The 24,469-nt window shown below is 60.7% G+C and carries 26 protein-coding genes; 24 read left to right on the forward strand and 2 right to left on the reverse strand.

The window, feature by feature from the left end:
- Positions 1-8 precede the first annotated feature (8 nt).
- Both secF and CRX69_RS03215 read left to right on the forward strand, forming a co-directional pair.
- A complete protein-coding gene (gene secF / locus CRX69_RS03210; protein ID WP_047227465.1) occupies positions 9-923 on the forward strand; it encodes a protein translocase subunit SecF in 915 nt (304 codons plus the stop codon).
- 116 nt (positions 924-1,039) lie between these two features.
- Positions 1,040-1,588: a glycine zipper 2TM domain-containing protein gene (locus tag CRX69_RS03215; RefSeq protein WP_107321536.1), complete on the forward strand. Its 549-nt coding sequence runs from the start codon at positions 1,040-1,042 to the stop codon at positions 1,586-1,588.
- Between the two features lie 291 nt (positions 1,589-1,879).
- Here the strand turns inward: CRX69_RS03215 and suhB are convergent, their stop codons facing one another.
- A complete protein-coding gene (suhB, locus tag CRX69_RS03220; RefSeq protein ID WP_003185165.1) occupies positions 1,880-2,698 on the reverse strand; it encodes a type III secretion system regulator SuhB in 819 nt (272 codons plus the stop codon).
- Between the two features lie 144 nt (positions 2,699-2,842).
- On the opposite strand from suhB, the gene trmJ reads away from it, so the two are divergent.
- The 22 genes from trmJ (at position 2,843) to CRX69_RS03330 (ending at position 22,278) form a co-directional block, all read left to right on the forward strand.
- A complete protein-coding gene (gene trmJ, locus CRX69_RS03225; RefSeq protein ID WP_047227467.1) occupies positions 2,843-3,613 on the forward strand; it encodes a tRNA (cytosine(32)/uridine(32)-2'-O)-methyltransferase TrmJ in 771 nt (256 codons plus the stop codon).
- A 2-nt stretch (positions 3,614-3,615) separates the two neighbouring features.
- Positions 3,616-4,392, forward strand: a complete 777-nt coding sequence (gene cysE, locus CRX69_RS03230; RefSeq protein WP_047227468.1) for a serine O-acetyltransferase — start codon at positions 3,616-3,618, stop codon at positions 4,390-4,392.
- A 267-nt stretch (positions 4,393-4,659) separates the two neighbouring features.
- Entirely contained in the window at positions 4,660-5,151 is a 492-nt protein-coding gene (iscR, locus tag CRX69_RS03235) for a Fe-S cluster assembly transcriptional regulator IscR (protein ID WP_047227469.1), read from the forward strand.
- A gap of 50 nt (positions 5,152-5,201) precedes the next feature.
- Complete coding sequence (locus tag CRX69_RS03240; RefSeq protein ID WP_047227470.1) at positions 5,202-6,416, forward strand: IscS subfamily cysteine desulfurase; 1,215 nt, start codon at positions 5,202-5,204, stop codon at positions 6,414-6,416.
- Between the two features lie 43 nt (positions 6,417-6,459).
- Positions 6,460-6,846, forward strand: a complete 387-nt coding sequence (iscU, locus tag CRX69_RS03245; protein WP_003185157.1) for a Fe-S cluster assembly scaffold IscU — start codon at positions 6,460-6,462, stop codon at positions 6,844-6,846.
- 24 nt (positions 6,847-6,870) lie between these two features.
- The gene (gene iscA / locus CRX69_RS03250; RefSeq protein WP_047227471.1) at positions 6,871-7,194 is read left to right on the forward strand and encodes an iron-sulfur cluster assembly protein IscA; all 324 of its coding nucleotides are present in this window, start codon (positions 6,871-6,873) and stop codon (positions 7,192-7,194) included.
- A gap of 8 nt (positions 7,195-7,202) precedes the next feature.
- On the forward strand, positions 7,203-7,724 hold the full coding sequence (gene hscB / locus CRX69_RS03255) for a co-chaperone HscB (RefSeq protein WP_107321537.1): 522 nt from the start codon (positions 7,203-7,205) through the stop codon (positions 7,722-7,724).
- Positions 7,725-7,774: 50 nt separating this feature from the next.
- A complete protein-coding gene (hscA, locus tag CRX69_RS03260; protein WP_047227473.1) occupies positions 7,775-9,637 on the forward strand; it encodes a Fe-S protein assembly chaperone HscA in 1,863 nt (620 codons plus the stop codon).
- A gap of 3 nt (positions 9,638-9,640) precedes the next feature.
- Positions 9,641-9,982, forward strand: coding sequence for an ISC system 2Fe-2S type ferredoxin (gene fdx, locus CRX69_RS03265; RefSeq protein ID WP_046063912.1), 342 nt, complete (start codon positions 9,641-9,643; stop codon positions 9,980-9,982).
- 13 nt (positions 9,983-9,995) lie between these two features.
- Entirely contained in the window at positions 9,996-10,196 is a 201-nt protein-coding gene (gene iscX / locus CRX69_RS03270) for a Fe-S cluster assembly protein IscX (RefSeq protein WP_047227474.1), read from the forward strand.
- 88 nt (positions 10,197-10,284) lie between these two features.
- On the forward strand, positions 10,285-10,710 hold the full coding sequence (gene ndk, locus CRX69_RS03275) for a nucleoside-diphosphate kinase (RefSeq protein WP_042727994.1): 426 nt from the start codon (positions 10,285-10,287) through the stop codon (positions 10,708-10,710).
- A gap of 28 nt (positions 10,711-10,738) precedes the next feature.
- Positions 10,739-11,887 carry a dual-specificity RNA methyltransferase RlmN gene (rlmN, locus tag CRX69_RS03280; RefSeq protein WP_047227475.1) on the forward strand — a complete coding sequence of 383 codons (1,149 nt, stop codon included), beginning with the start codon at positions 10,739-10,741 and terminating at the stop codon, positions 11,885-11,887.
- Between the two features lie 12 nt (positions 11,888-11,899).
- A complete protein-coding gene (gene pilW / locus CRX69_RS03285; protein ID WP_107321538.1) occupies positions 11,900-12,658 on the forward strand; it encodes a type IV pilus biogenesis/stability protein PilW in 759 nt (252 codons plus the stop codon).
- On the forward strand, positions 12,658-13,701 hold the full coding sequence (locus CRX69_RS03290) for a RodZ domain-containing protein (RefSeq protein ID WP_107321539.1): 1,044 nt from the start codon (positions 12,658-12,660) through the stop codon (positions 13,699-13,701). The genes pilW and CRX69_RS03290 overlap by 1 nt, the downstream gene beginning before the upstream one ends.
- A gap of 3 nt (positions 13,702-13,704) precedes the next feature.
- On the forward strand, positions 13,705-14,814 hold the full coding sequence (gene ispG / locus CRX69_RS03295) for a flavodoxin-dependent (E)-4-hydroxy-3-methylbut-2-enyl-diphosphate synthase (RefSeq protein WP_003185136.1): 1,110 nt from the start codon (positions 13,705-13,707) through the stop codon (positions 14,812-14,814).
- A gap of 24 nt (positions 14,815-14,838) precedes the next feature.
- Positions 14,839-16,128 carry a histidine--tRNA ligase gene (gene hisS / locus CRX69_RS03300; protein WP_047227478.1) on the forward strand — a complete coding sequence of 430 codons (1,290 nt, stop codon included), beginning with the start codon at positions 14,839-14,841 and terminating at the stop codon, positions 16,126-16,128.
- A 40-nt stretch (positions 16,129-16,168) separates the two neighbouring features.
- A complete protein-coding gene (locus tag CRX69_RS03305) occupies positions 16,169-16,810 on the forward strand; it encodes a YfgM family protein (RefSeq protein ID WP_047227479.1) in 642 nt (213 codons plus the stop codon).
- Positions 16,803-17,954, forward strand: a complete 1,152-nt coding sequence (bamB, locus tag CRX69_RS03310) for an outer membrane protein assembly factor BamB (protein ID WP_047227480.1) — start codon at positions 16,803-16,805, stop codon at positions 17,952-17,954. The genes CRX69_RS03305 and bamB overlap by 8 nt, the downstream gene beginning before the upstream one ends.
- Before the next feature lie 199 nt (positions 17,955-18,153).
- A complete protein-coding gene (gene der, locus CRX69_RS03315) occupies positions 18,154-19,626 on the forward strand; it encodes a ribosome biogenesis GTPase Der (RefSeq protein ID WP_047227481.1) in 1,473 nt (490 codons plus the stop codon).
- Between the two features lie 237 nt (positions 19,627-19,863).
- Positions 19,864-21,012, forward strand: coding sequence for a pyridoxal phosphate-dependent aminotransferase (locus CRX69_RS03320; RefSeq protein WP_107321540.1), 1,149 nt, complete (start codon positions 19,864-19,866; stop codon positions 21,010-21,012).
- Complete coding sequence (locus CRX69_RS03325) at positions 21,000-21,791, forward strand: amidohydrolase (protein ID WP_107323226.1); 792 nt, start codon at positions 21,000-21,002, stop codon at positions 21,789-21,791. Before CRX69_RS03320 ends, CRX69_RS03325 begins: the two co-directional genes overlap by 13 nt.
- A 70-nt stretch (positions 21,792-21,861) precedes the next feature.
- Complete coding sequence (locus CRX69_RS03330; protein WP_047227483.1) at positions 21,862-22,278, forward strand: hypothetical protein; 417 nt, start codon at positions 21,862-21,864, stop codon at positions 22,276-22,278.
- A gap of 206 nt (positions 22,279-22,484) precedes the next feature.
- Here the strand turns inward: CRX69_RS03330 and leuA are convergent, their stop codons facing one another.
- Positions 22,485-24,164, reverse strand: coding sequence for a 2-isopropylmalate synthase (gene leuA / locus CRX69_RS03335; protein WP_047227484.1), 1,680 nt, complete (start codon positions 24,162-24,164; stop codon positions 22,485-22,487).
- Positions 24,165-24,469: the final 305 nt, after the last annotated feature.

The following is a 24,469-nucleotide window of genomic DNA, read 5'->3' on the forward strand; positions in this document are numbered from 1 at the left end:
GGGCTGCCATGTTACGTACAATCAACTTCATGGGCGTTCGCAACGTTGCGTTCGGCGTCACTGTATTGCTGACCTTGCTGGCGTTGTTCAGCTGGTTCAGCAAGGGCCTGAACTACGGTCTGGATTTCACCGGCGGTACGCTGATCGAGCTGACCTACGAGCGTCCGGCCGATGTCACCAAGGTGCGCGAGCAACTGATGACCTCGGGTTACACCGACGCTGTGGTGCAGAGCTTTGGCGCGACCACCGACCTGCTGGTGCGGATGCCGGGTGAAGACCCGCAACTGGGTCAGCAAGTGGCCGAGGCCTTGCAGAAGGCCGGCGGCGACAACCCGGCGCAGGTCAAGCGTGTCGAGTATGTCGGCCCGCAAGTGGGTGAAGAGCTGCGCGACCAGGGCGGCCTCGGCATGCTGATGGCGCTGGGCGGGATCCTGCTGTACCTGGCTTTCCGCTTTCAGTGGAAGTTCGCGGTGGGCGCGATTGTCTCGCTGATCCACGACGTGATCGTGACTGTGGGCATCCTGTCGTTCTTCCAGATCACCTTCGATTTGACGGTGTTGGCGGCGGTGCTGGCGATCATCGGTTACTCGCTCAACGACACCATCGTGGTGTTCGACCGGGTGCGTGAAAACTTCCGTGTGCTGCGCAAGGCCTCGCTGATCGAGAACATCAACATCTCGACCACCCAGACCCTGCTGCGGACCATGGCGACGTCGATCTCCACGTTGCTGGCGATCGGCGCGTTGCTGATTTTCGGTGGCGACAACCTGTTCGGCTTCTCCATTGCGCTGTTCATTGGTGTATTGGCGGGTACTTACTCGTCGATCTACATCGCCAACGTGGTGCTGATCTGGCTGAACCTGAGCACCGAGGATCTGATTCCCCCGGTGGCCACAGATACGGAAGTGGACGACCGACCGTAAGGTTTGGTCTCCGTCCGTCACGGCCTGAAAGGCGCGAGTTGAACTCGCGCCTTTTTTTGTGCTCCAAGGCTGGGAGAAGCGCGGATAAATCCGCATGTGATGGTCAGGAGGTTCAAGTGAACAAATCGATGCTGGTTGGTGCGGTATTGGGTGCTGTCGGTGTGACTGCCGGTGGTGCGGTAGCCACCTACAGCTTGGTCAAAAGCGGCCCTGAGTATGCGCAAGTATTGGCCGTGGACCCGGTTAAAACACAAATCAAGACCCCCCGTGAAGTGTGCAAGGACGTCACCGTGACCCGGCAGAAGCCGGTCCAGGATCAACACCAGATCGCCGGTACCGTATTGGGCGCCGTGGCCGGTGGCCTGTTGGGTAACCAGATCGGCGGCGGCACCGGCAAGAAAATCGCCACCGTGGCGGGTGCGGCCGGCGGCGGTTATGCCGGTAACAAGATTCAGGAAGGCATGCAGGAGCGCGACACTTACACCACCACCCAAACTCGCTGCAATACGGTCAATGACATCAGCGACAAGGTTGTAGGTTATGACGTTCGCTACATGGTCGATGGCAAGGAAGGCAAAGTCCGCATGGACCGCGACCCGGGCAACCAGATCCCGGTGAACAAGGAAGGCCAACTGATCCTGGGGCAGAACGAACCGGCTCAGTGATCCAGCGGTTATGAAGAAGCACCCTTCGGGGTGCTTTTTTTACGCCCGCATTTTATGGCCCGCCACCCATCCTCTGTGGGAGCGAGCCTGCTCGCGATAGCGGTGTGAATGTTGATCGTTCCCACGCTCTGCGTGGGAATGCCGCCAGGGACGCTCCGCGTTCCGCTTCTAGAGGTGACGCAGAGCGTCACCGGATGCATTCCCACGCAGAGCGTGGGAACGATCAGTGAGCGGTGTGAGACAGGCATAAAAAAAGCACCCCGAAAGGTGCTTTTTCTGTAGCCGAGCTGCTTAGCGCTTCAACGAAGCCGGCAGGTGTGGCTGGATGGCCGTCAGCACAGCCTTGAAGCATTTGGTGTTGCCGGCAACGATGTGGCCTTTTTCAAGGAAGTCGTGGCCGCCGGTGAAGTCGCTCACCAAACCACCGGCTTCCTGGATCAGCAGGGCGCCTGCTGCCATGTCCCATTCGGACAGGCCCGACTCCCAGAATGCATCGAAACGACCGGCGGCGACATATGCCAGGTCCAGGCTCGCGGCGCCCGCGCGGCGGATGCCGGCGGTCTGGCCGACCAGGGCGCGGAACATGCCCAGGTAGTTGTCCAGGTTGTCCATCTGGTCATCGCGGAACGGGAAGCCGGTGCCCAGCAGGGCGCCGTCCAGGCTGGTGCGACCGCTGACGCGCAGGCGACGACCGTTCAACTGGGCGCCACGGCCACGGCTGGCGGTGAATTCTTCCTGGCGAACCGGGTCCAGCACGACGGCGTGTTCCAGGCGACCACGGTATTTGCAGGCGATGCTGACAGCGAAATGAGGAATGCCGCGCAGGAAGTTGGTGGTGCCGTCCAGCGGATCGATGATCCACAGGTACTCTTCGCCTTCGATGCCGGTGCCGGCGTGCATGCCGGTCTCTTCACCCAGGATCGAGTGGTTCGGGTAAGCCTTGCGCAGTGCGTCGACGATTTTCTGTTCGGCGGCGCGATCAACCTCGGACACGTAGTCCTTGGCGTCTTTTTCATCGACCTTGATGGTATCCAGGCGCTCGATGGAGCGGAAGATCAGTTCACTGGCGCTGCGGGCGGCGCGCAGCGCGATATTCAGCATGGGCTGCATGGATGTGTCACCTAAGGTTGTTAAAGAAAGCCGCGCATTCTATCAGAAAGTTTTCCCAGGAGAAGGTTGGTGTTCGCTTTCATAGCTTAACGGTAGGTGCTTAGGTAAGATTTGCTCCCTTTATCGTGTTCGAGAGCGCCTCCCTTGTTGCAGAACATTCGTGTCGTCCTGGTCAATACCAGCCATCCGGGAAATATCGGCGGGGCTGCGCGGGCCATGAAGAACATGGGCCTGTCGCGGCTGGTGCTGGTCGAGCCACGCTCGTTTCCCCATCACGAAGCCGACGCCCGGGCTTCCGGCGCCGGTGACATCCTGGCAGCCGCCCAAGTGGTCGCCACCCTGGAAGACGCCCTGGTGGGCTGCAACCTGGTGCTCGGCACCAGCGCCCGCGACCGCCGTATCCCCTGGCCGCTGCTCGACCCCCGCGAATGCGGAACGAAAGTGGTCGAGGAAGCCGGGCAGGGCGCTGAGATCGCTCTTGTGTTTGGCCGTGAAGATTCCGGCCTGACTAACGAAGAGCTGCAGCGATGTCACTTTCACGTGCATATCCCTTCCGACCCGCAGTTCAGTTCCCTGAACCTCGGGGCGGCGGTGCAGGTGTTGAGTTATGAAGTGCGCATGGCCTGGCTGGCAGCCGAAGGCAAGCCCAGCAAGGTGGAAAAATTCGAGGCCACGTCGCCGCGCAGTGAGACACTGGCGACCATGGACGAGCTGGAGCGGCTCTATGAACACCTGGAGCAGACCCTGGTGGACATCGAGTTTCTCGACCCGGACAAGCCCCGGCACTTGATGGCGCGCCTGCGTCGGTTGTACGGACGAAGCTCGGTCAGCCGGGCGGAGATGAATATATTGCGCGGCATCCTCACGGAAACCCAGAAAGCGGCCCGTGGCGAGCTGATTAAGCGGAAGGAATAAAGATGTTCGATCGTTTGCGTGAAGATATCCAAAGCGTTTTCCATCGTGACCCGGCGGCGCGCAATGCCTTTGAAGTGCTGACCTGCTACCCGGGCATGCACGCCATCTGGATCCATCGCCTGTCGAGTGCCTTGTGGGGCATGGGCTGGAAGTGGTTGGCTCGAGTTGTCTCCAACTTCGGACGCTGGCTGACCGGAATCGAGATCCACCCGGGCGCCAAGGTCGGTCGGCGGTTCTTCATCGACCACGGCATGGGCATTGTCATTGGTGAAACCGCCGAGATCGGCGATGACGTGACGCTCTACCAGGGCGTTACCCTCGGCGGCACCAGCTGGAACAAAGGCAAGCGCCACCCGACGCTGGAAGACGGCGTGGTGGTCGGTGCCGGCGCCAAGGTGCTCGGGCCGTTCACGGTGGGAGCGGGGGCGAAAGTCGGCTCCAATGCGGTGGTGACCAAGGCTGTGCCGGCCGGAGCAACCGTGGTGGGCATTCCGGGGCGGATCATCGTCAAGACCGATGACGAGCAGGACGCCCGCCGCAAGGCCATGGCCGAGAAGATCGGCTTCGATGCCTACGGTGTTGGCGAAGACATGCCCGACCCGGTCGCCCGTGCCATCAATCAACTGCTCGATCACCTGCAGGCCGTCGATGGGCGCCTGGAGGGCATGTGCGGCGCCCTGAAGGACCTGGGCAGTAATTACTGCGCCAAGGACCTGCCTGAACTGCGCGAGGAAGATTTTGCGTGTGTGAAGGATAAGGATCAGAGTCAGGCGGGCTGAAATCCTGTAGGCCCCTTCGCGAGCAGGCTCGCTCCCACATTGGATCTGTGGTGTACACAAATCGTGCAGCCACCCAAGACCTCCTGTGGGAGCGAGCCTGCTCGCGATGAACGTTAACGCGGTATCACTGGTCGCCACTGGCCAGCCTTTGCTATGATGCGCGCGCTCTTTTGCGGGTAAACCTGAGTAAAGCACTAGGTCTTATACTTGACTTAAATACTCGGGAATTGCATACTCGCCCCATTCCGAACTCCGTGGTAATTGTCCATGCGACTGACTACAAAAGGCCGATACGCCGTGACCGCGATGCTGGATTTGGCATTGCATGCGCAGCACGGGCCGGTGTCCCTGGCCGATATCTCCGAGCGCCAGGGCATTTCCCTGTCTTACCTTGAACAGCTGTTCGCCAAGCTGCGCCGCAGTAACCTGGTTTCCAGTGTGCGCGGCCCCGGCGGCGGTTATCAGCTGTCACGCGACATGCAGGGCATCCAGGTTGCCCAGGTGATCGACGCGGTGAACGAATCGGTCGATGCGACCAAATGCCAGGGCCTTGGCGACTGCCATGGCGGCGATACTTGCCTGACCCACCACTTGTGGTGCGACCTGAGCCTGCAGATCCACGAATTTCTTAGCGGTATCAGCTTGGCTGACCTTGTAACTCGTCGTGAGGTGCAGGAAGTAGCCCAGCGTCAGGACCAGCGTCGTTGCAATGGCAAGACGCCGCACCTGGACAAGATTGAAGCGTCCGCCGTCGAATGACCGCCGCAGAGCAAGCGGAACGCCAGCCAGCCTGATTTAGGAGAAAGTCCATGAAATTGCCGATTTACCTTGATTACTCTGCGACCACCCCGGTTGATCCGCGTGTCGCGCAAAAGATGAGTGAATGCCTGCTGGTCGACGGAAACTTCGGTAACCCGGCGTCCCGCTCCCACGTGTTCGGCTGGAAAGCTGAAGAGTCGGTCGAAAACGCCCGCCGCCAGGTCGCTGACCTGGTCAATGCCGACCCGCGTGAAATCGTCTGGACCTCTGGTGCTACTGAGTCCGACAACCTGGCAATCAAGGGTGTCGCGCACTTCTATCACACCAAGGGCAAGCACCTGATCACCTCCAAGATCGAGCACAAGGCTGTCCTGGACACCATGCGCCAACTGGAGCGTGAAGGCTTCGAAGTCACCTACATCGAGCCAGGTGAAGACGGCATCATCACTCCGGCCATGGTGGAAGCCGCACTGCGGGACGACACCATCCTGGTTTCGATCATGCATGTGAACAACGAAATCGGCACCGTCAACGACATCGAGGCCATCGGCGAGCTGACCCGCTCCAAGGGCGTCCTGTTCCACGTCGACGCGGCTCAGTCCACCGGCAAGGTCGACATCGACCTGTCGAAGCTCAAAGTCGACCTGATGTCGTTCTCCGCCCACAAGACCTACGGCCCTAAAGGCATCGGCGCGCTGTACGTGAGCCGCAAGCCGCGTGTTCGCCTCGAAGCGACCATGCACGGCGGCGGTCACGAGCGTGGCATGCGTTCCGGCACCCTGGCGACCCACCAGATCGTCGGCATGGGCGAAGCCTTCCGTGTGGCCAAGGAAGACATGGCCGCCGAGAACGTACGCATCAAGGCCCTGAGCGACCGCTTCTTCAAGCAGGTCGAGCACCTCGAGGAGCTTTACGTCAACGGCAGCATGATCGCCCGCGTACCGCACAACCTGAACCTGAGCTTCAACTACGTTGAAGGCGAGTCGCTGATCATGGCGCTCAAGGATCTGGCCGTGTCGTCCGGTTCGGCATGCACCTCGGCGTCCCTCGAGCCTTCGTACGTACTGCGCGCCCTGGGCCGCAACGACGAACTGGCTCACAGCTCGATCCGCTTCACCTTCGGCCGCTTCACCACCGAAGAAGAAATCGATTACGCCGCGCAGAAAGTCTGCGAGGCCGTTACCAAGCTGCGTGCTCTTTCGCCGCTGTGGGACATGTACAAAGACGGCGTCGACATCTCGAAAATCGAGTGGGCGGCGCACTGAAGAAGTCGCCACCAGAGCGGCTCACTGATGAGGATTGAAGCAAATGGCATATAGCGAAAAGGTCATCGACCACTACGAAAACCCGCGCAACGTCGGCAAGATGGACGCGCAGGATCCTGATGTTGGCACCGGCATGGTCGGCGCCCCAGCGTGCGGCGACGTCATGCGTCTGCAGATCAAGGTCAACGAGCAAGGCATCATCGAAGACGCCAAGTTCAAGACCTACGGCTGCGGTTCGGCCATTGCGTCCAGCTCCCTGGCCACCGAGTGGATGAAGGGCAAGACCCTTGATGAGGCTGAAACCATCAAGAACACTCAGCTGGCCGAAGAACTGGCCCTGCCGCCAGTGAAGATCCACTGCTCGGTACTCGCCGAGGACGCCATCAAGGCTGCCGTTCGCGATTACAAGCAGAAGAAAGGCTTGATCTGATCCGCGCACAGGTAAGGAGTTTTCATGGCTATCCAGATGACAGAAGCGGCAGCTAAGCATGTGCAGCGCTCTCTTGAGGGGCGCGGCAAGGGCGAGGGTATCCGCCTGGGTGTTCGCACCACGGGCTGCTCTGGTCTTGCCTACGTGCTCGAATTCGTCGACGAAGTGGGCGAAGACGATCAGGTGTTCGAGAGTCATGGTCAGAAAGTGATCATCGACCCGAAAAGCCTGACGTACCTGGACGGCACTGAGCTGGATTTCGTCAAGGAAGGGTTGAACGAAGGCTTCAAGTTCAACAACCCCAACGTGCGCGGTGAATGTGGCTGCGGCGAAAGCTTCAACATCTGAGGCGGCTTGTGGGTACTCCTTGTCATTTTGCTTTGTTCCAGTTGCAGCCGGGCTTTTCCCTGGATATCGAGCAGTTGTCCGCTCGTTATCTGGAGCTGGCCCGCGGTGTCCATCCCGACCGCTTCGCTGATGCCTCGGAGGCAGAGCAGCGGCGCGCGCTGGAACAGTCGGCGAACCTCAACGACGCTTACCAGACGCTCAAGAACCCGGCCAAGCGCGCGCGTTATCTGCTGGCCATCAGTGGTCATGAGTTGCCTCTGGAAGTCACCGTGCATGATCCCGAGTTTCTGTTGCAGCAGATGCAGTGGCGCGAAGAACTCGAAGATCTGCAGGACAGCGCCGATCTGGCCGGTGTCGCGGTGTTCAAGCGCCGCTTGAAGGACGCCCAGCACACCTTGAATGAAAGCTTCGCAGCCTGTTGGGACGATGCCGCGCAACGCGAACAGGCCGAACGCCTGATGCGGCGCATGCAGTTCCTCGACAAGCTCACCTACGAAGTGCGCCAGCTTGAAGAGCGCCTCGACGATTAACCCAGTGCCGCTCCGGTCGCACGCCTGATTACAGATAAGTCCTGATTACGATGGCCCTACTGCAGATCGCCGAACCCGGCCAAAGTCCACAACCGCACCAGCGTCGCCTGGCTGTGGGAATTGACTTGGGTACTACCAATTCCCTGGTCGCTGCGTTGCGCAGCGGTCTTTCCGAACCGCTGGCCGATGAGCAGGGGCAAGTGATCCTGCCGTCCGCCGTGCGCTATCACGCCGATCATGTGGAAGTGGGCGAGTCAGCCAAGCTGGCCGCCGCGACCGATCCGTTCAATACCATTGTGTCGGTCAAGCGCCTGATGGGGCGTGGTCTGTCCGACGTCAAGCAATTGGGTGATCAGCTGCCGTACCGTTTCGTCGACGGCGAATCCCACATGCCGTTCATTGAAACGGTGCAGGGCCCGAAAAGCCCGGTGGAAGTTTCCGCTGACATTCTCAAGGTGCTGCGCCAGCGCGCCGAAGCGGCATTGGGCGGCGAATTGGTCGGTGCGGTCATCACTGTCCCGGCCTATTTCGACGACGCCCAGCGTCAAGCCACCAAGGACGCGGCCAAGCTGGCCGGTCTGAACGTGCTGCGCCTGCTCAACGAGCCGACCGCCGCTGCGGTGGCCTACGGTCTGGACCAGCACGCCGAAGGCCTCGTCGCGATCTATGACTTAGGCGGCGGCACCTTTGATATCTCCATTCTGCGCCTGACCGGCGGTGTATTCGAAGTCCTGGCCACCGGCGGCGACAGCGCCCTGGGCGGCGATGACTTCGATCACGCCATCGCCGGCTGGATCATCGAGCAAGCGGGCCTGTCCGCCGACCTTGATCCGGGCGCGCAACGTCACCTGCTGCAAACGGCCTGCGCCGCCAAGGAAGCCCTGACCGACGCTGCAAGTGTCGAAGTGGCGTACGGCGACTGGAAGGCTGCACTGAGCCGTGAGGCCTTTGATGCGCTGATCGAGCCCATGGTTGCCCGCAGCCTCAAGGCTTGCCGCCGCGCCGTGCGTGATTCCGGCGTGGAGCTCGAAGACGTCAAGGCCGTGGTCATGGTTGGTGGTTCGACCCGTGTGCCTCGGGTTCGCGAAGCCGTTGCCGAGGCCTTTGGCCGCCAGCCGCTGACTGAAATCGACCCGGACCAGGTGGTTGCCATCGGCGCCGCGATCCAGGCCGATACACTGGCCGGCAACAAGCGCGACGGCGGCGAGCTGCTGTTGCTCGACGTGATTCCATTGTCCCTGGGGCTGGAAACCATGGGCGGCCTGATGGAGAAGGTGATTCCGCGCAACACCACCATCCCCGTTGCCCGCGCCCAGGACTTCACCACTTATAAAGACGGCCAGTCGGCCATGATGATTCATGTGCTGCAAGGCGAGCGTGAACTGATCAGCGACTGCCGTTCCCTGGCCCGCTTCGAATTGCGCGGCATCCCGGCGATGGTGGCCGGTGCGGCGAAGATCCGCGTGACCTTCCAGGTCGACGCCGACGGTTTGCTCAATGTTTCCGCCCGCGAGCTGGGTTCGGGCGTCGAGGCGAGCATCCAGGTCAAGCCGTCCTACGGCCTGACCGACGGCGAAATCGCCAAAATGCTCAAGGATTCGTTCCAGCATGCCAGCGACGACAAGGTCGCCCGGGTATTGCGCGAGCAACAGGTCGACGGCCAGCGTCTGGTCGAAGCCGTGCAGGCCGCTCTTGAGGCCGATGGCGACCGTCTGCTGGACGCCGAGGAACGCATGGTGATCGAGCTGCAAATGCAGGAATTGTCTGAATTGATTAAAGGCACCGATGGTTATGCCATCGAGCAGCAGACCAAGCGTCTGTCGCAAGTCACCGATGCCTTTGCTGCCCGCCGCCTGGACTCGACGGTCAAAGCCGCCCTGGCGGGGCGCAACCTGAATGAAATTGAGGAATAACTGATGCCGCAGGTGATTTTTCTGCCCCACGAGAAGTTCTGTCCCGAGGGCATGGTCGTGGAGTGTGAGCCCGGAATTTCCATTCTCGAGCTGGCCCATGAGCACCATATCGAGATGGAAAGTGCCTGTGGCGGCGTCTGTGCGTGCACTACGTGCCATTGCATTATTCGTGAGGGTTTCGATTCGCTGGAAGAAGCGGATGAGTTGGAGGAAGATTTCCTCGATAAGGCCTGGGGCCTGGAAGCCCAATCGCGTCTGGGCTGCCAAGCCATTGTCGGCACCGAAGACCTGACCGTCGAAATTCCGAAATATTCGCTTAACCATGCGGCCGAAGCGCCGCACTGATGGTGACACTGTCATGAGCTATGGTTGGAATGATGTACAACGCATCGCAGAAGAACTGGCCGAAGCCAAGCCGGACGTGAATCCGCTGACTGTGAATTTTGTCGATCTGCAGCGCTGGATCATGGAGCTTCCCGATTTCGACAATACCTCTGGCCGTTGTGGCGAGAAGGTGTTGGAGGCCGTCCAACAGCTCTGGATCGAAGAAATCGACTGATCCACCTGGCAGGTTAGGCAATACCCCTGAACCCGCGTATAATTCGCGGGTTTAATTTTTCGCAAATTACCGTTTCTGGAGTTACACCATGGCTGTTCAACGTACTTTCTCCATCATCAAGCCTGACGCCGTTGCTAAAAACGTGATCGGCAAGATCGTTACCCGCTTCGAAGACGCTGGCCTGCGCGTTGTAGCTTCGAAAATGAAGCAACTGTCCAAAGCCGAAGCCGAAGGCTTCTACGCTGAGCACAGCGAGCGCGGCTTCTTCGGTGAGCTGGTTGCCTTCATGACTTCCGGTCCGGTTGTCGTTCAGGTGCTGGAAGGCGAAAACGCCATTGCTCGCAACCGTGAGCTGATGGGCGCCACCAACCCTAAAGAAGCTGCTGCCGGCACCATCCGTGCTGACTTCGCTGAGTCGATCGACGCCAACGCCGTTCACGGTTCGGACTCCGAAGCCGCTGCTGCTCGCGAAATCGCTTACTTTTTCTCCGCTACTGAAGTAACCACTCGCTAAGCCCAGGCTTTTGAGTGAAGGTGAATCCATGACTACATCGAACGGCAAAACCAACCTGTTGGGCCTGACCCAGCCGGAAATGGAGAAATTCTTCGACTCGATCGGGGAGAAGCGTTTCCGTGCCGGCCAGGTGATGAAATGGATTCACCACTTTGGCGTCGACGACTTCGACGCCATGACGAATGTCAGCAAGGCCCTGCGCGAAAAGCTCAAGGCCGTTGCTGAAATTCGCGGTCCGGAAGTGGTCAGCGAGGACATCTCCAGCGACGGCACCCGTAAGTGGGTGGTGCGCGTGGCGTCCGGCAGCTGCGTCGAGACCGTCTACATTCCCCAGGGCAAACGCGGCACTTTGTGCGTTTCGTCCCAGGCAGGCTGTGCCCTGGATTGCAGTTTCTGCTCCACCGGCAAGCAAGGCTTCAATAGCAACCTCACCGCCGCCGAAGTGATCGGCCAGGTGTGGATTGCCAACAAATCCTTTGGCAGCGTCCCGGCGACCGTCGACCGTGCCATCACCAACGTGGTGATGATGGGCATGGGTGAGCCGCTGTTGAACTTCGACAACGTCATCGCTGCCATGCACCTGATGATGGATGACCTGGGTTATGGCATCTCCAAGCGCCGGGTGACCCTGTCCACCTCCGGCGTGGTGCCGATGATCGATGAGCTGGCCAAGCACATCGACGTCTCCCTGGCGTTGTCACTGCACGCACCCAATGACGCATTGCGTAACCAATTGGTGCCGATCAACAAGAAATATCCGCTTAAGATGCTGCTGGAATCGTGTCAGCGCTACATGTCGTCCCTGGGCGAAAAACGCGTGCTGACCATCGAGTACACGCTGCTCAAGGACGTGAACGACAAGGTTGAACACGCGGTCGAGATGATCGAGCTGCTCAAGAACATCCCTTGCAAGATCAACCTGATCCCGTTCAACCCGTTCCCGCATTCCGGTTACGAGCGTCCGAGCAACAACGCGATTCGTCGCTTCCAGGACCAGCTTCATCACGCGGGCTTCAACGTCACCGTGCGTACCACCCGCGGCGAAGACATCGATGCCGCGTGTGGCCAATTGGTAGGACAGGTGCTGGATCGCACCCGTCGCAGTGAACGCTACATTGCCGTGCGTGAGTTGAACGCCGCCGACGATGTCGCGCAAAACGCTGCGAACAGTCACTAAGAGAGGAACTCTATGTCCCTGCGCTTCGCGCTGCTGTTGCTGTTGGCCGGTCTTTGCACCGGCTGTGTTCTGTCGGGTGACTACAACCCCATGAAAACCAGCAAGGGGCGCGACGAGGCGCGTGAAGCCTATGTGCAACTGGGCATAGGCTATCTGCAACAGGGCATGACCGAGCGGGCCAAGGTGCCGCTCAAGAAAGCCCTGGAGCTGGACGATTCAGATGCTGATGCCAACGCGGCCCTGGCGTTGGTATTCCAGGCCGAGATGGAATCTGAACTGGCCGACGCGCATTTTCGCAAGGCGCTCTCCGCTGTGCCGCAGGATGCGCGGATCCTGAACAACTACGGCAGCTTCCTTTTCGAGCAGAAGCGTTACAAAGAGGCCTACGAGCGCTTCGAGCAGGCGACCGCCGATACCCTTTACCCCGAGCGTTCGCGGGTGTTTGAAAACCTGGGCATGACGGCCTCGAAACTCGGCCAGCGTGATCTGGCTCGCCAGCAGCTTGAAAAAGCGCTGCGGCTCAACCGCCAGCAGCCACGGGCATTGCTGGAAATGGCTGAGTTGTCTTACGAAGACAGGCATTATGTGCCCGCGCGCGATTATTACGAACGTTTTAGCCTGCTGAGCGAGCAAAATGCACGTAGTCTATTGCTCGGTGTTCGGCTGGCCCACGTGTTCGAAGATCGTGACAAGGCCGCCAGTTTTGGCCTGCAACTAAAAAGACTCTATCCCGGTACGCCGGAATATCAGCAATACCTGTCGGAGCAATGATGAAAGCGGCGCATCCTGAAGTTGTAGCAGCGACTCGCGTAAATCCCGGTGAGACCCTGCGCCAAGCTCGCGAAAGCAATGGTTGGTCGCTGGCAGAGGTGGCCCTCAAGCTCAATCTCACCGTGGCTTCCCTGGGCAACCTGGAAGCCGGCGCGTTCGATAAATTGCCTGGGCATACTTTCGCTCGGGGCTACATCCGTGCCTACGCCAAATTGCTCGGCATGGACCAGACCGAACTGGTCCAGCAATTCGATCAATACACCGGTTCCGACGCCCAGGGCAGCAGCGTGCACAGCCTGGGCCGCATCGAAGAGCCGGTTCGCGTTTCCCACACCATTTTGCGAATCGTCAGTTTGTTGCTGTTGATCGCGGTGATTGGTGGCGGTTTCCTCTGGTGGCAGGACCAGGCCGCCTTGCGCGCCAAGGATCCCATCGCCATGAACCCTGAGCATGTCGAGGTCGAAGGCGCCGACGGCACCACTCGCATACATCCACTGGATGAGCCGGAAGATCAGGCTGTGGTGGAAGGCCAGAGCGCAGGGGAGACCAACCTGGTGTTGCCTCAGGGGCAGGATGGCGCAGATCCGGCCGTCGGTGCTGAACCGAGTGTGCCGGCCGCTCCGGCAGACGCGCCTGCTGCACCCACCACGCCAGCCCCGACCGCCAATGCGCCGGCTACTCAAGCGCCAGCTGTACCGAGCACACCAGCCCCTGTCATCGAGACTCCGGCTGCGCCAGCCGCAGCGCCAGCAACTCCGACAGCCTCCACCACTGCGGTAGCGCCCGTCGCTCCCGCAGCCGGTCAAGGCCAGGTACAGATTCAATTTACCGCCGACTGCTGGACGCAGATCACCGATGGCACCGGCAAGGTGCTGTTCAGTGGCCTCAAGCGCAAGGGCGACAGCACTTCCGTCAACGGCACGCCGCCGTTTGCTGTGCGCCTGGGATATGCCCGTGGCGCGCAGGTCAGCTACAACGGCCAACCGGTCGACGTGGCTCCGTTCACCAGTGGCGAGACCGCTCGCCTGAAGTTGGGTCAATAAGTCATGCACGGCGAATCTCCAATCAAACGTCGCGAATCGCGAAAGATCTGGGTCGGCAACGTTCCTGTTGGCGGCGATGCGCCCATCGCTGTGCAAAGCATGACCAACAGCGACACCAACGACGTGGCCGCCACCGTTGCGCAGATCAACCGACTGGAAGCCGCCGGTGTCGACATCGTGCGGGTTTCCGTGCCGGACATGGACGCCGCCGAGGCGTTCGGCAAAATCAAGCAGTTGGTCAAAGTGCCGCTGGTGGCCGACATTCACTTCGACTACCGCATCGCCCTGCGCGTGGCCGAGCTGGGTGTGGACTGCCTGCGCATCAACCCGGGCAACATCGGTCGCGAAGACCGCGTGCGTGCGGTGGTGGATGCCGCCCGCGACCGTGGTATTCCGATCCGCATCGGCGTCAACGCCGGTTCCCTGGAAAAAGACCTGCAAAAGAAATACGGCGAACCGACCCCGGCTGCACTGGTGGAGTCGGCCCTGCGCCATGTCGAGCACCTGGAGCGCCTGAACTTCCAGGACTTCAAGGTTAGCGTGAAGGCTTCCGACGTGTTCATGGCCGTCGAAGCCTATCGCTTGCTGGCCAAGGAAATCGTCCAGCCGCTGCACCTGGGCATCACCGAGGCCGGTGGGTTGCGTTCGGGCACGGTGAAATCCGCCGTCGGCCTCGGTATGCTGCTCGCCGAAGGAATTGGCGATACCATCCGCATCTCGTTGGCGGCCGATCCGGTGGAGGAAGTGAAAGTCGGCTACGACATTCTCAAGTCCCTGCACCTGCGTTCCCGTGGCATCAACTTCATCGCCTGCCCAAGCTGCTCGCGGCAGAACTTCGATGTGGTCAAGACCATGAACGAGCTGGAAGGGCGCCTGGAAGACCTGCTGGTGCCGCTGGATGTCGCGGTGATTGGTTGCGTGGTCAACGGGCCAGGTGAAGCCAAGGAAGCCCATATCGGCCTCACCGGCGGTACACCGAACCTGATTTACATCGACGGCAAGCCGTCGCAGAAACTGACGAATGACAATCTGGTGGATGAACTGGAACGACTGATCCGCCAGAAAGCGGCCGAAAAGGTCGAGGCCGACGCTGCTGTAATCGCGCGTGGTTGAGTCGAACGAATTTAAGGATTACCTGTGAGCAAGTCCCTGCAAGCCATTCGTGGCATGAACGACATCCTGCCCGAGCAGACGCCCCTGTGGCGCTATTTCGAGGGCACCGTGGCGCGTTTGCTGGATAACTACGGTTACCGGCAGATCCGCATGCCGATCGTCGAGTTCACCGAACTGTTCAAGCGTTCCATCGGCGAAGTGACCGACATCGTCGAAAAAGAGATGTACACCTTTGAAGACCGCAACGGCGATTCGCTGACCCTGCGCCCCGAAGGTACGGCGGCGTGCGTGCGTGCAGTGCTCGAGCACGGCATTACCGGTGGTGGCCAGGTGCAGAAACTCTGGTACATCGGCCCGATGTTTCGCCACGAGCGTCCGCAGAAAGGTCGTTATCGCCAGTTCCACCAGATAGGCCTGGAGGTATTCAACCTCGACGGTCCGGACATCGACGCCGAGCTGATCGTATTGACCTGGCGCCTGTGGGGCGAGCTGGGCATTCGTGATGCGGTCAAGCTCGAACTCAACAGCCTGGGCACCAGCGAGTCCCGTGGGCGCTACCGCGAAGCGCTGGTGGAGTTCCTGTCCGCTCACCTGGACAAGCTGGACGAAGACAGTCAGCGCCGCCTCAAGACCAATCCGCTGCGGGTGTTGGATACCAAGAACGCCGACACGCAGGCGATCCTGGTCGATGCGCCGAAGATGGCTGACTACCTCGACGATGAATCCCGTGCGCACTTCGAGGGGCTGAAGGCGCGCCTGGATGCCGTCGGTATTCCCTATGTCATCAACCCGAAGCTGGTCCGCGGGCTGGATTACTACAGCAAGACCGTCTTTGAATGGGTCACCGACAAGTTGGGCGCCCAGGGAACTGTGTGTGCCGGCGGCCGTTACGACGGGCTGGTGGAACAGATGGGCGGAAAGCCGACCTCGGGCGTGGGTTTTGCCATGGGCATCGAACGTCTGGTGTTGATGCTTGAGACGCTGGACAAGATCCCGCAGGAAATCGCCCGTCAGGTCGACGTTTACCTGTGCGCCTTCGGCGAAGCAGCCGAACTGGCGGCCCTGGCGCTGAGCGAGCGGGTCCGCGACCAGTTGCCCAACCTGCGCCTGCAGATCAACGCCGGCGGCGGCAGCTTCAAGAGCCAGTTCAAGAAGGCCGACAAGAGCGGTGCGCTGTATGCACTGATTCTTGGTGACGACGAATTGGCCCAGCAAGTGGTAGGTTTCAAACCCCTGCGTGGCCAGGGCGAACAACAAAGCATTGCCTGGGATGCGCTTGCCGCACACCTGGCCACCTGCGTCGTGCAGGGTTGAAGCTGTCAAACAGCCGATTTAGCGATTAAGGAGTATTGGGGTGTCGAGTACCGAAGATGAACAGCTGGCGGATTTGAAGGACTGGTGGACGCGCAACGGCAAGCCGCTGGTCACTGGCGGCCTGTTGGCGCTGGTCATCGTGTTCGGCTGGCAGGCCTGGCAGAAGTACCAGAGCAACCAGGCGCAAGGCGCTTCGATGCTCTATCAGCAGTTGCTGGAAACCACCCTGACCCCGGACGGCAAGCCTGACGCTGCCCGCGTGGCGGAGTTGGCTGGCAAGCTCGACAACGAATTCGGCGGCACCGCCTACGCGCAATATGGCCGTCTGTTCGTGGCCAAGGTCGCGGTAGACACCGGCAAGCTGGACGACGCCGCCACCGAGCTGAAGGCCATTGTCGACAAGCCGGTCAACCCGACCCTGGGCGAAGTGGCGCGTCAGCGCCTGGCGCAGGTGCTGGCGGCGCAGAACAAGGCCGAAGATGCGTTGAAGCTGCTCGACGGTGATGCCGACAAGGCGTTCCTGGCGACCCGCGAAGAACTCAAGGGCGACCTGCTGGTACAGCTTGGTCGTGCTGATGAGGCCCATGCGGCCTACCAAAAAGCCAAGGCTGCGCTGTCGGATGAAGCCGCGGTCGGTGGCCTGCAAATCAAGCTGGACGACCTGGCCAAAGGGGATGCGTGACGTGATCCGTTGGAAACATGCAGCATTGCTGGCTCTGGCCATTCTGGCCGCGGGTTGCAGCAGCAACAGCAAGAAAGAACTGCCACCGGCCGAACTGACCGACTTCAAAGAAGAAGTCGTGCTGCAGAAGCAATGGAGTCGCTCCATCGGTGACGGCCAGGGTGAAACCTACAACATGCTGGTGCCAGCCATCGATGGCGACACTATCTATGCCTCCGACGTCACTGGCGTGGTGATGGCGATGGATCGCACCAATGGCGACGTCAAGTGGGAGCAGGATCTCGAATTGCCCGTTTCCGGCGCCGTTGGCGTGGGTTACGGGCTGGTCATGATCGGCACGCTCAAGGGCGAAATCGTGGCCCTGGACGCCAGCAGCGGTGAAGAGAAATGGCGCGCTCGCGTGACCAGTGAAGTCCTCGCACCGCCGGCCACCAACGGTGACGTGGTCGTGGTACAGACCCAGGATGACAGCCTGATCGGTCTGGATGCCGCCACTGGCGAGCAGCGCTGGTTGTACGACAGCACTCCGGCGGTACTGACCCTGCGCGGCACCAGTGCGCCGATCGTCACCAACCGCCTCGCGGTGGCCGGGTTGTCGACCGGTAAAGTGGTGGCCCTGGATATTTCCAACGGCGTGCCGGTCTGGGAACAGCGCGTGGCCATCCCACAGGGCCGTTCGGAGCTGGAGCGCGTGGTCGACATCGACGGCGGCCTGCTGCTGTCTGGCAGTACTCTGTACGTTGCCAGCTACCAGGGACGCGTTGCGGCGCTGGACCTGGAAAGCGGTCGCCCGCTGTGGCAGCGCGATGCGTCCAGCTACGCCGGTGTCGCCGAGGGTTTGGGCAGCGTCTACGTGAGCCTGTCCTCGGGCACGGTTGAAGGCGTCGACGAGCGTTCCACCACCGCATTGTGGAGCAACGACTCCCTGGCCCGTCGTCAACTGTCGGCCCCGGAAGTGTTCTCCAGCTACGTTGCAGTCGGTGACCTGGAAGGTTACCTGCACCTGCTCAGCCAGGTGGACGGTCGCTTCGTCGGCCGTGAGCGCATCGACAGCGACGGCCTGCGTGCCCGTCCGCTGGTGGTGGGCAACATGATTTATGTGTATGGCAACAGCGGCAAACTGGAAGCCCTGACCATCAAGTAAGACTATGCTTGGGTTAATCCCAAGCGGCTTCATTTTTGTGGGCGCGAGCCTGCTCGCGAATGCGGTGGTCCAGTGGCATGGATGTCGACTGATCCAACGCTTTCGCGAGCAGGCTCGCTCCCACAGGATGGCCCCCGAGCACCAGCCGCTGCCTCGCAGCGGCTTTTGTATTTTCTGAAATAACGAAGTGGAGAGCCGCATGGTTCCCGTAATCGCCCTGGTGGGCCGACCGAACGTCGGCAAGTCCACCTTGTTCAACCGCCTGACCAGGACTCGCGACGCCATTGTCGGCGACTTGTCCGGTCTGACCCGTGATCGCCAATACGGTGAGGCCAAGTGGCAAGGGCGTACCTATATTCTGGTCGACACCGGTGGCATCTCCGGTGATGAACACGGCATGGACGAAAAAATGGCCGAGCAGTCGCTGCTCGCCATCGAAGAAGCGGATGTGGTGCTGTTCCTGGTAGACGCCAAGGCCGGTTTTACCGCCGCCGACCAGATGATCGCCGAGCATCTGCGCAAACGTAACAAGCGTTCCTACGTGGTGGCCAACAAGGTCGACAACATCGACCCGGACATGGCTCGCGCTGAATTCGCGCCGTTGGGCATGGGCCAGGCGATCCCGATCGCCGGCGCCCACGGTCGTGGCATCACCCAGATGCTGGAAATCGCCCTGGCTGATTTCCCCAAAGACGACGAAGACGAACCGGAAGACGGTGAAGAAGAAATCGTTGCCGAAGGCGAGGAAGCCAAGCGCATTCCTGGCCCTAGCGAAAAAGACGGGATCAAGATCGCCATCATCGGCCGCCCGAACGTCGGCAAGTCGACGCTGGTCAACCGCATGCTCGGCGAAGACCGGGTCATCGTGTACGACCAGCCCGGCACCACCCGCGACAGTATCTACATCCCGTTCGAGCGTAACGAAGAGAAGTACACGCTGATCGACACGGCCGGTGTGCGCAAGCGCGGCAAGATCCACGAAGAAGTCGAAAAATTCTCCGTGGTCAAAACCCTGCAGGCGATCAAAGACGCTAACGTGGTGATCTTCGTGATGGACGCCCGCGAAGGCGTGGTCGATCACGACCTGAACCTGCTGGGCTTCGCCCTGGAAGCCGGCCGTGCGTTGGTCATCGCGATCAACAAGTGGGACGGCATGACGCCTAGCGAACGGGATTTCGTCAAGATCGAACTGCAGCGTCGCCTGTTCTTCGTTGACTTCGCCGACATCCACTTCATTTCGGCCTTGCACGGTACGGGCGTGGGCAACCTCTACGCGTCGGTGCAGAACTCGTTCAAGTCGGCGGTCACCCGCTGGCCGACCAACCGTCTGACCCAGATCCTGGAAGACGCCGTCGGCGAGCACGCGCCACCGATGGTCAACAACCGCCGGATCAAGCTGCGTTACGCTCACCTGGGTGGTGCCAACCCGCCGATCATCGTGATTCACGGTAACCAGATCGAGAAGGTGCCCAAGTCGTACGTCCGGTATCTGGAAAACACTTATCGCCGCGTCCTGAAGCTGGTCGGCACGCCGATCCGCATCGAGTTCAAGGGCGGCGAGAACCCGTACGAAGGCAACAAGAACACGCTCACCGACCGTCAGGTCAACAAGAAGCGCCGCTTGATGTCGCACCACAAGAAGGCCGACAAGAAGCGTCGTGATAAACGCTGATCGATAGTCACCGCAGTTCCACTGTGGGAGCGAGCTTGCTCGCGATAGCGGCAGTACATCAACAGGGATGCATGCTGATCCACCGCCATCGCGAGCAAGCTCGCTCCCACAGGGTATGAGTTGTGTCAGCGTAAGAAGGGTGCCCTTGGTGGCACCCTTTTTCATGCCCGGCGATTGGGCTATCCTCGACCTCTCCCGCGCCGCACCAGAGCCGGGTGTAGACGCAGGGAACCCCCAATGATCACCAGCAAGTTGCCGAATGTCGGCATCACTATCTTCACCCAGATGTCCCAGCTCGCCGCGCAGACCGGCGCGCTCAATCTGTCCCAGGGGTTTCCCGATTTCGATGGTCCGCAGGCCCTGCGCGATGCAGTCGGCCGGCATGTCGCCCAAGGGCATAACCAATACTCGCCCATGACCGGTTTGCCGGCGCTGCGCCAGCAGATCGCGGCGAAGATCGCCCGCAGCTATGGCGTCACCGTCGATGCCGACCAGGAAGTGACCGTGACCCCCGGTGCGACCCAGGCGATTTTCTGCGCCATCGCGGCAGTGGTTCACAGCGGCGACGAAGTGATCGTGTTCGACCCTTGCTACGACAGCTATGAGCCCGCCGTCGAGTTGGCCGGTGGCCGTTGTGTGCATGTGCAATTGGGCCTGGATGATTTCGCCATCGATTTCCAGAAGCTCGGTGAAGCTTTGAGCCCGCGTACGCGCATGATCATTCTCAACACGCCGCACAATCCCAGTGGCGCGCTGATCAGCCGCGCCGAACTCGACCAGTTGGCGGCGCTGATTCGTGACCGCGATATTTACCTGATCAGTGACGAAGTTTACGAACACCTGGTGTTCGACGGCGTCGCCCACGCCAGTGTCCTGGCCCATGAAGAACTGTACCGGCGGGCCTTTGTGGTCAGTTCGTTTGGCAAGACCTACCACGTCACCGGCTGGAAAACCGGCTATGTGGTGGCGCCACCCGCCCTGACGGCGGAACTGCGCAAGGTGCATCAGTACGTCAGCTTCTGCGGCGTGACGCCGTTGCAGTACGCCCTGGCTGACTACATGGCCGATCACCCGGAGCACGTCGAAGAACTGCCGGACTTCTACCAGGCCAAGCGTGACCTGTTCTGCGATTTGCTGGCCCCCTCGCGCTTCAGTTTCAAGCGAGTACCCGGCACCTATTTCCAACTGGTGGATTACTCGCAGATCCGCCCGGACCTCAATGACGTCGACATGGCAGTCTGGATGACCCGTGAGCACGGCGTGGCGACGATCCCTGTCTCGGTGTTCTACCAGAACCCACCCGAAGGCCAGCGCCTGGTGCGCCTGTGCTTTGCCAAACGCGAGGAGACGCTGCGCGAAGCGGCGGAAAAACTATGCGTGATCTGAGTACCTTGCCCAATCTCAATGTTGCGCTGATCCAGACCACCCTGGCCTGGCACGATCGCCAGGCCAACCTGGAACATTTCGAGGGCTTGCTTGCGCAGGCGCGCGGGGCGGACCTGATTATCCTGCCGGAAATGTTCACCACGGGTTTTTCCATGGAGTCCGAGACCCTGGCTGAGCCGGAAAACGGTCCTTCGCATAAGTGGCTCCAGGCTCAGGCTGCGAAGCTCGGAGCGGTGATCACCGGCAGTGTGATTATCCAGGCCGCCGACGGCAGCCATCGCAATCGTCTGCTCTGGGCACGACCGGACGGCGAAGTGCTGCATTACGACAAGCGTCATTTGTTCCGCATGGCCGGTGAGCACAATCACTACACGCCGGGCGAGCGCCAGGTGCTGTTCGAACTCAACGGCTGGCGGATCCGCCCGCTGATTTGCTATGACCTGCGTTTCCCGGTGTGGAGCCGCGACGCCGAGGACACCGACCTGTTGCTGTACACCGCCAACTGGCCCGGCGCGCGGCGCCAGCATTGGAATCGTCTGCTGCCGGCCCGAGCAATCGAGAACCTGTGCTACGTGGCCGCGGTAAACCGCATCGGCCACGACGGCAAGGGCTTTGCCTATACCGGTGACAGTCAGGTGCTGGACTTCCAGGGTGAAACCCTGCTCAGCACCGGTGAGGCCGACGGGGTATTCACTGTGTGCCTGAGTGCGGCGGAGCTGGCGGCATATCGCACTCGCTTTCCGGCGAACCTGGATGCCGATCGTTTTGAATTCATCTGATTGAAACGTTTCAGCCCTTCAGAAGCGCTGGTGTTTGCCGATAACCGGGGCAGCCAAGGAGAAGTCCCTTATGACCAGCATCAGCGCAATCACGGTAAATCCATACCCTCTCTCTGCACCCAAGGTTTCCATCAAGGGTGCGGAAGACGAAGCAGCAGTCAGCCCTGCGGTATCGACTGACGCCAGCGAAGACAAAGACCGCCAGTTGAAAGTTGACACCAGTGGCGCGAACATCGGCGGTGCTCCAGCCAGCGGCAGCGGCGATGTCATCGAGCAGCTGAAAAAACAGATAGAGCAAACTGAAAAACTGCTGGCCGAGCAGCAAGCCCAGTTGGCTCGCGTGCAGAAAAGCCAGGCCAACCAGGAGCAGAAAGCCCAGGAAGCCATGGCGATCCAGACTCAGATCATGGCGACCCAGGCCACATTGCAGACCTTGCAGGCCGCTTTGCTGCAGGCGATGACTATTTCGATTGATACCCATGCCTGAGACTTGTATTGCCTGACAGGCCGCCATCGCGAGCAGGCTCGCTCCCACACTGATCTTCAGCGGGTTCAAAATCCTGTGCCCACCTCAGATTCCCTGTGGGAGCGAGCCTGCTCGCGATGAGGCCGGAACAGTCACCCAAGTCATCAGCCAAACAAAAAGGCCCCAGGGTTCACACCCCAGGGCCTTTTTGCATTTCAGCTAAACCATCAGGCCGCTTTGGCTTCCGGCTGGCTCAGGGAGCGGTTCAGCGCGCTGAACAGGGCCTTGAAGCTGGCGGTAGTGATGTTTTCGTCGATGCCCACGCCGTGCACCGCACGCTCGCCGTTGACCCGCAGCTCGATGTACGCCGCAGCCTTGGCGTTGGTGCCGGCGCCGATGGCGTGTTCGTTGTAGTCCATGATCTCCACCGGAATCGGCAGCCCGGCCACCAGCGCTTCCAGCGCGCCGTTGCCCTTGCCGCGCCAGTGCAGGTTGGTCTCGCCCTGGCCCTTGCTGGCCACTTCGACTTCCACGGCGCTGTTGCCGTTTTCTTCCTGCAGACGATGGCTGACCAGCGCGTACGGGGTGTTGGCTTGCAGGTATTCGCTGTGGAGCAGGGCATGGATCTGCTGGGCGGTCATTTCCAGGCCCAGGCGATCGGTTTCGCGCTGAACCACCTGACTGAACTCGATCTGCATGCGACGCGGCAGGCTGATGCCGTATTCCTGTTCCAGCAGGTAGGCGATACCGCCCTTGCCCGACTGGCTGTTGACCCGGATCACCGCCTCGTAGCTGCGGCCGATGTCGGCCGGGTCGATCGGCAGGTACGGCACTTCCCACAGGGTGTCCGGTTTCTGCTGGGCAAAACCTTTGCGAATGGCATCCTGGTGCGAGCCGGAGAACGCGGTGTGAACCAGGTCGCCCACGTACGGATGACGCGGGTGCACCGGGATCTGGTTGCACTCTTCGACCACTTTGCGCACGCCGTCGATGTCGGAGAAATCCAGCTCAGGGTTGATGCCCTGGGTGTAGAGGTTCAGCGCGACGGTCACCAGGTCGACGTTACCGGTGCGTTCGCCGTTGCCGAACAGGCAGCCTTCGACACGGTCGGCGCCGGCCATCAGGCCCAGTTCGGTGGCGGCTACGCCGGTGCCACGGTCGTTATGGGTGTGCAGGCTGATGAGCACGCTGTCGCGACGGGTGATGTTGCGACCGAACCACTCGATCTGGTCGGCGTAGACGTTCGGAGTCGCGACTTCCACGGTGGCCGGCAGGTTGAGGATGACCTTGCGCTCAGGCGTCGGGTTCCAGACCTCGATCACTGCGTCGCAGACTTCCTTGGCGAATTCCAGCTCGGTGGCGCTGAAGGTTTCTGGCGAGTATTCGAACTGCCACTGGGTTTCTGGCTGCTGGGCGGCGTATTTGACGAACAGCTTGGCTGCATTCACCGCGATTTCCTTCACGCCTTCCTTGTCCTGGTTGAACACGATGCGGCGGAACGAAGGGCTGGTGGCGTTGTACAGGTGGACGATGGCTTTTTTCGCGCCGCGCAGGGATTCGAACGTGCGGGCGATCAGGTCTTCACGGGCCTGGGTCAGCACCTGGATGGTGGTGTCGTCCGGGATGTGGCCTTCTTCGATGAGGGTACGCACGAAGTCGAAGTCGGTCTGCGAAGCCGCCGGGAACGACGCTTCGATTTCCTTCACGCCCACAGCGACCAGGGTTTTCCAGAAACGCAGCTTCTTGGCGGCGTCCATCGGCTCGATCAGCGACTGATTGCCGTCACGCAGGTCGGAGCTGCACCAGATCGGCGCGGCGGTGATGGTCTTCGACGGCCAGGTGCGATCCGGCAGGTTGATGGTCGGGAAGGCGCGGTACTTGGAAGACGGGTCTTTGAGCATGCTCATCGCAGAATCCTTTTATTGTCGTGGCCGGGAAAAGGCGGCCTGCCGGTGGTTCGAACGGGGTGGCTTTACAGCCGGAACGAGGTGCCGCGATTCAGCCCGGCAGTCGTGCGCTGACGAGGCACAGGCTGCGGTGCTGGCGAAGCTGAATGAGGGTGTGAGAGGTTTTCATGCCTTCAACCCTAACCGCGCGGAGGGCGGATCGCAAGCAGTCGGGAAAAATTGAGATAAGTTCTGTTTTTAGGCGGGTTTGCGAGATTTAATCGCGCAGGTTCGAAGTGTTCATCTTGGAAATTGCGTCGATGTTT

The organism is Pseudomonas rhizophila (genome assembly GCF_003033885.1).
In the GTDB taxonomy this organism is placed as follows: Bacteria; Pseudomonadota; Gammaproteobacteria; order Pseudomonadales; family Pseudomonadaceae; genus Aquipseudomonas; species Aquipseudomonas rhizophila.

What these genes read in the sequence shown, in the direction of transcription:
- secF (WP_047227465.1), top strand. Translation starts at nt 9, where the DNA reads ATGTTACGTACAATCAACTTCATGGGCGTTCGCAACGTTGCGTTCGGC.
- suhB (WP_003185165.1), bottom strand. Translation starts at nt 2,698, where the DNA reads ATGCAGCCCATGCTGAATATCGCGCTGCGCGCCGCCCGCAGCGCCAGT.
- cysE (WP_047227468.1), top strand. Translation starts at nt 3,616, where the DNA reads ATGTTCGATCGTTTGCGTGAAGATATCCAAAGCGTTTTCCATCGTGAC.
- iscR (WP_047227469.1), top strand. Translation starts at nt 4,660, where the DNA reads ATGCGACTGACTACAAAAGGCCGATACGCCGTGACCGCGATGCTGGAT.
- CRX69_RS03240 (WP_047227470.1), top strand. Translation starts at nt 5,202, where the DNA reads ATGAAATTGCCGATTTACCTTGATTACTCTGCGACCACCCCGGTTGAT.
- iscU (WP_003185157.1), top strand. Translation starts at nt 6,460, where the DNA reads ATGGCATATAGCGAAAAGGTCATCGACCACTACGAAAACCCGCGCAAC.
- iscA (WP_047227471.1), top strand. Translation starts at nt 6,871, where the DNA reads ATGGCTATCCAGATGACAGAAGCGGCAGCTAAGCATGTGCAGCGCTCT.
- hscA (WP_047227473.1), top strand. Translation starts at nt 7,775, where the DNA reads ATGGCCCTACTGCAGATCGCCGAACCCGGCCAAAGTCCACAACCGCAC.
- fdx (WP_046063912.1), top strand. Translation starts at nt 9,641, where the DNA reads ATGCCGCAGGTGATTTTTCTGCCCCACGAGAAGTTCTGTCCCGAGGGC.
- iscX (WP_047227474.1), top strand. Translation starts at nt 9,996, where the DNA reads ATGAGCTATGGTTGGAATGATGTACAACGCATCGCAGAAGAACTGGCC.
- ndk (WP_042727994.1), top strand. Translation starts at nt 10,285, where the DNA reads ATGGCTGTTCAACGTACTTTCTCCATCATCAAGCCTGACGCCGTTGCT.
- rlmN (WP_047227475.1), top strand. Translation starts at nt 10,739, where the DNA reads ATGACTACATCGAACGGCAAAACCAACCTGTTGGGCCTGACCCAGCCG.
- pilW (WP_107321538.1), top strand. Translation starts at nt 11,900, where the DNA reads ATGTCCCTGCGCTTCGCGCTGCTGTTGCTGTTGGCCGGTCTTTGCACC.
- CRX69_RS03290 (WP_107321539.1), top strand. Translation starts at nt 12,658, where the DNA reads ATGAAAGCGGCGCATCCTGAAGTTGTAGCAGCGACTCGCGTAAATCCC.
- ispG (WP_003185136.1), top strand. Translation starts at nt 13,705, where the DNA reads ATGCACGGCGAATCTCCAATCAAACGTCGCGAATCGCGAAAGATCTGG.
- bamB (WP_047227480.1), top strand. Translation starts at nt 16,803, where the DNA reads ATGCGTGACGTGATCCGTTGGAAACATGCAGCATTGCTGGCTCTGGCC.
- der (WP_047227481.1), top strand. Translation starts at nt 18,154, where the DNA reads ATGGTTCCCGTAATCGCCCTGGTGGGCCGACCGAACGTCGGCAAGTCC.
- CRX69_RS03320 (WP_107321540.1), top strand. Translation starts at nt 19,864, where the DNA reads ATGATCACCAGCAAGTTGCCGAATGTCGGCATCACTATCTTCACCCAG.
- CRX69_RS03325 (WP_107323226.1), top strand. Translation starts at nt 21,000, where the DNA reads ATGCGTGATCTGAGTACCTTGCCCAATCTCAATGTTGCGCTGATCCAG.
- CRX69_RS03330 (WP_047227483.1), top strand. Translation starts at nt 21,862, where the DNA reads ATGACCAGCATCAGCGCAATCACGGTAAATCCATACCCTCTCTCTGCA.
- leuA (WP_047227484.1), bottom strand. Translation starts at nt 24,164, where the DNA reads ATGAGCATGCTCAAAGACCCGTCTTCCAAGTACCGCGCCTTCCCGACC.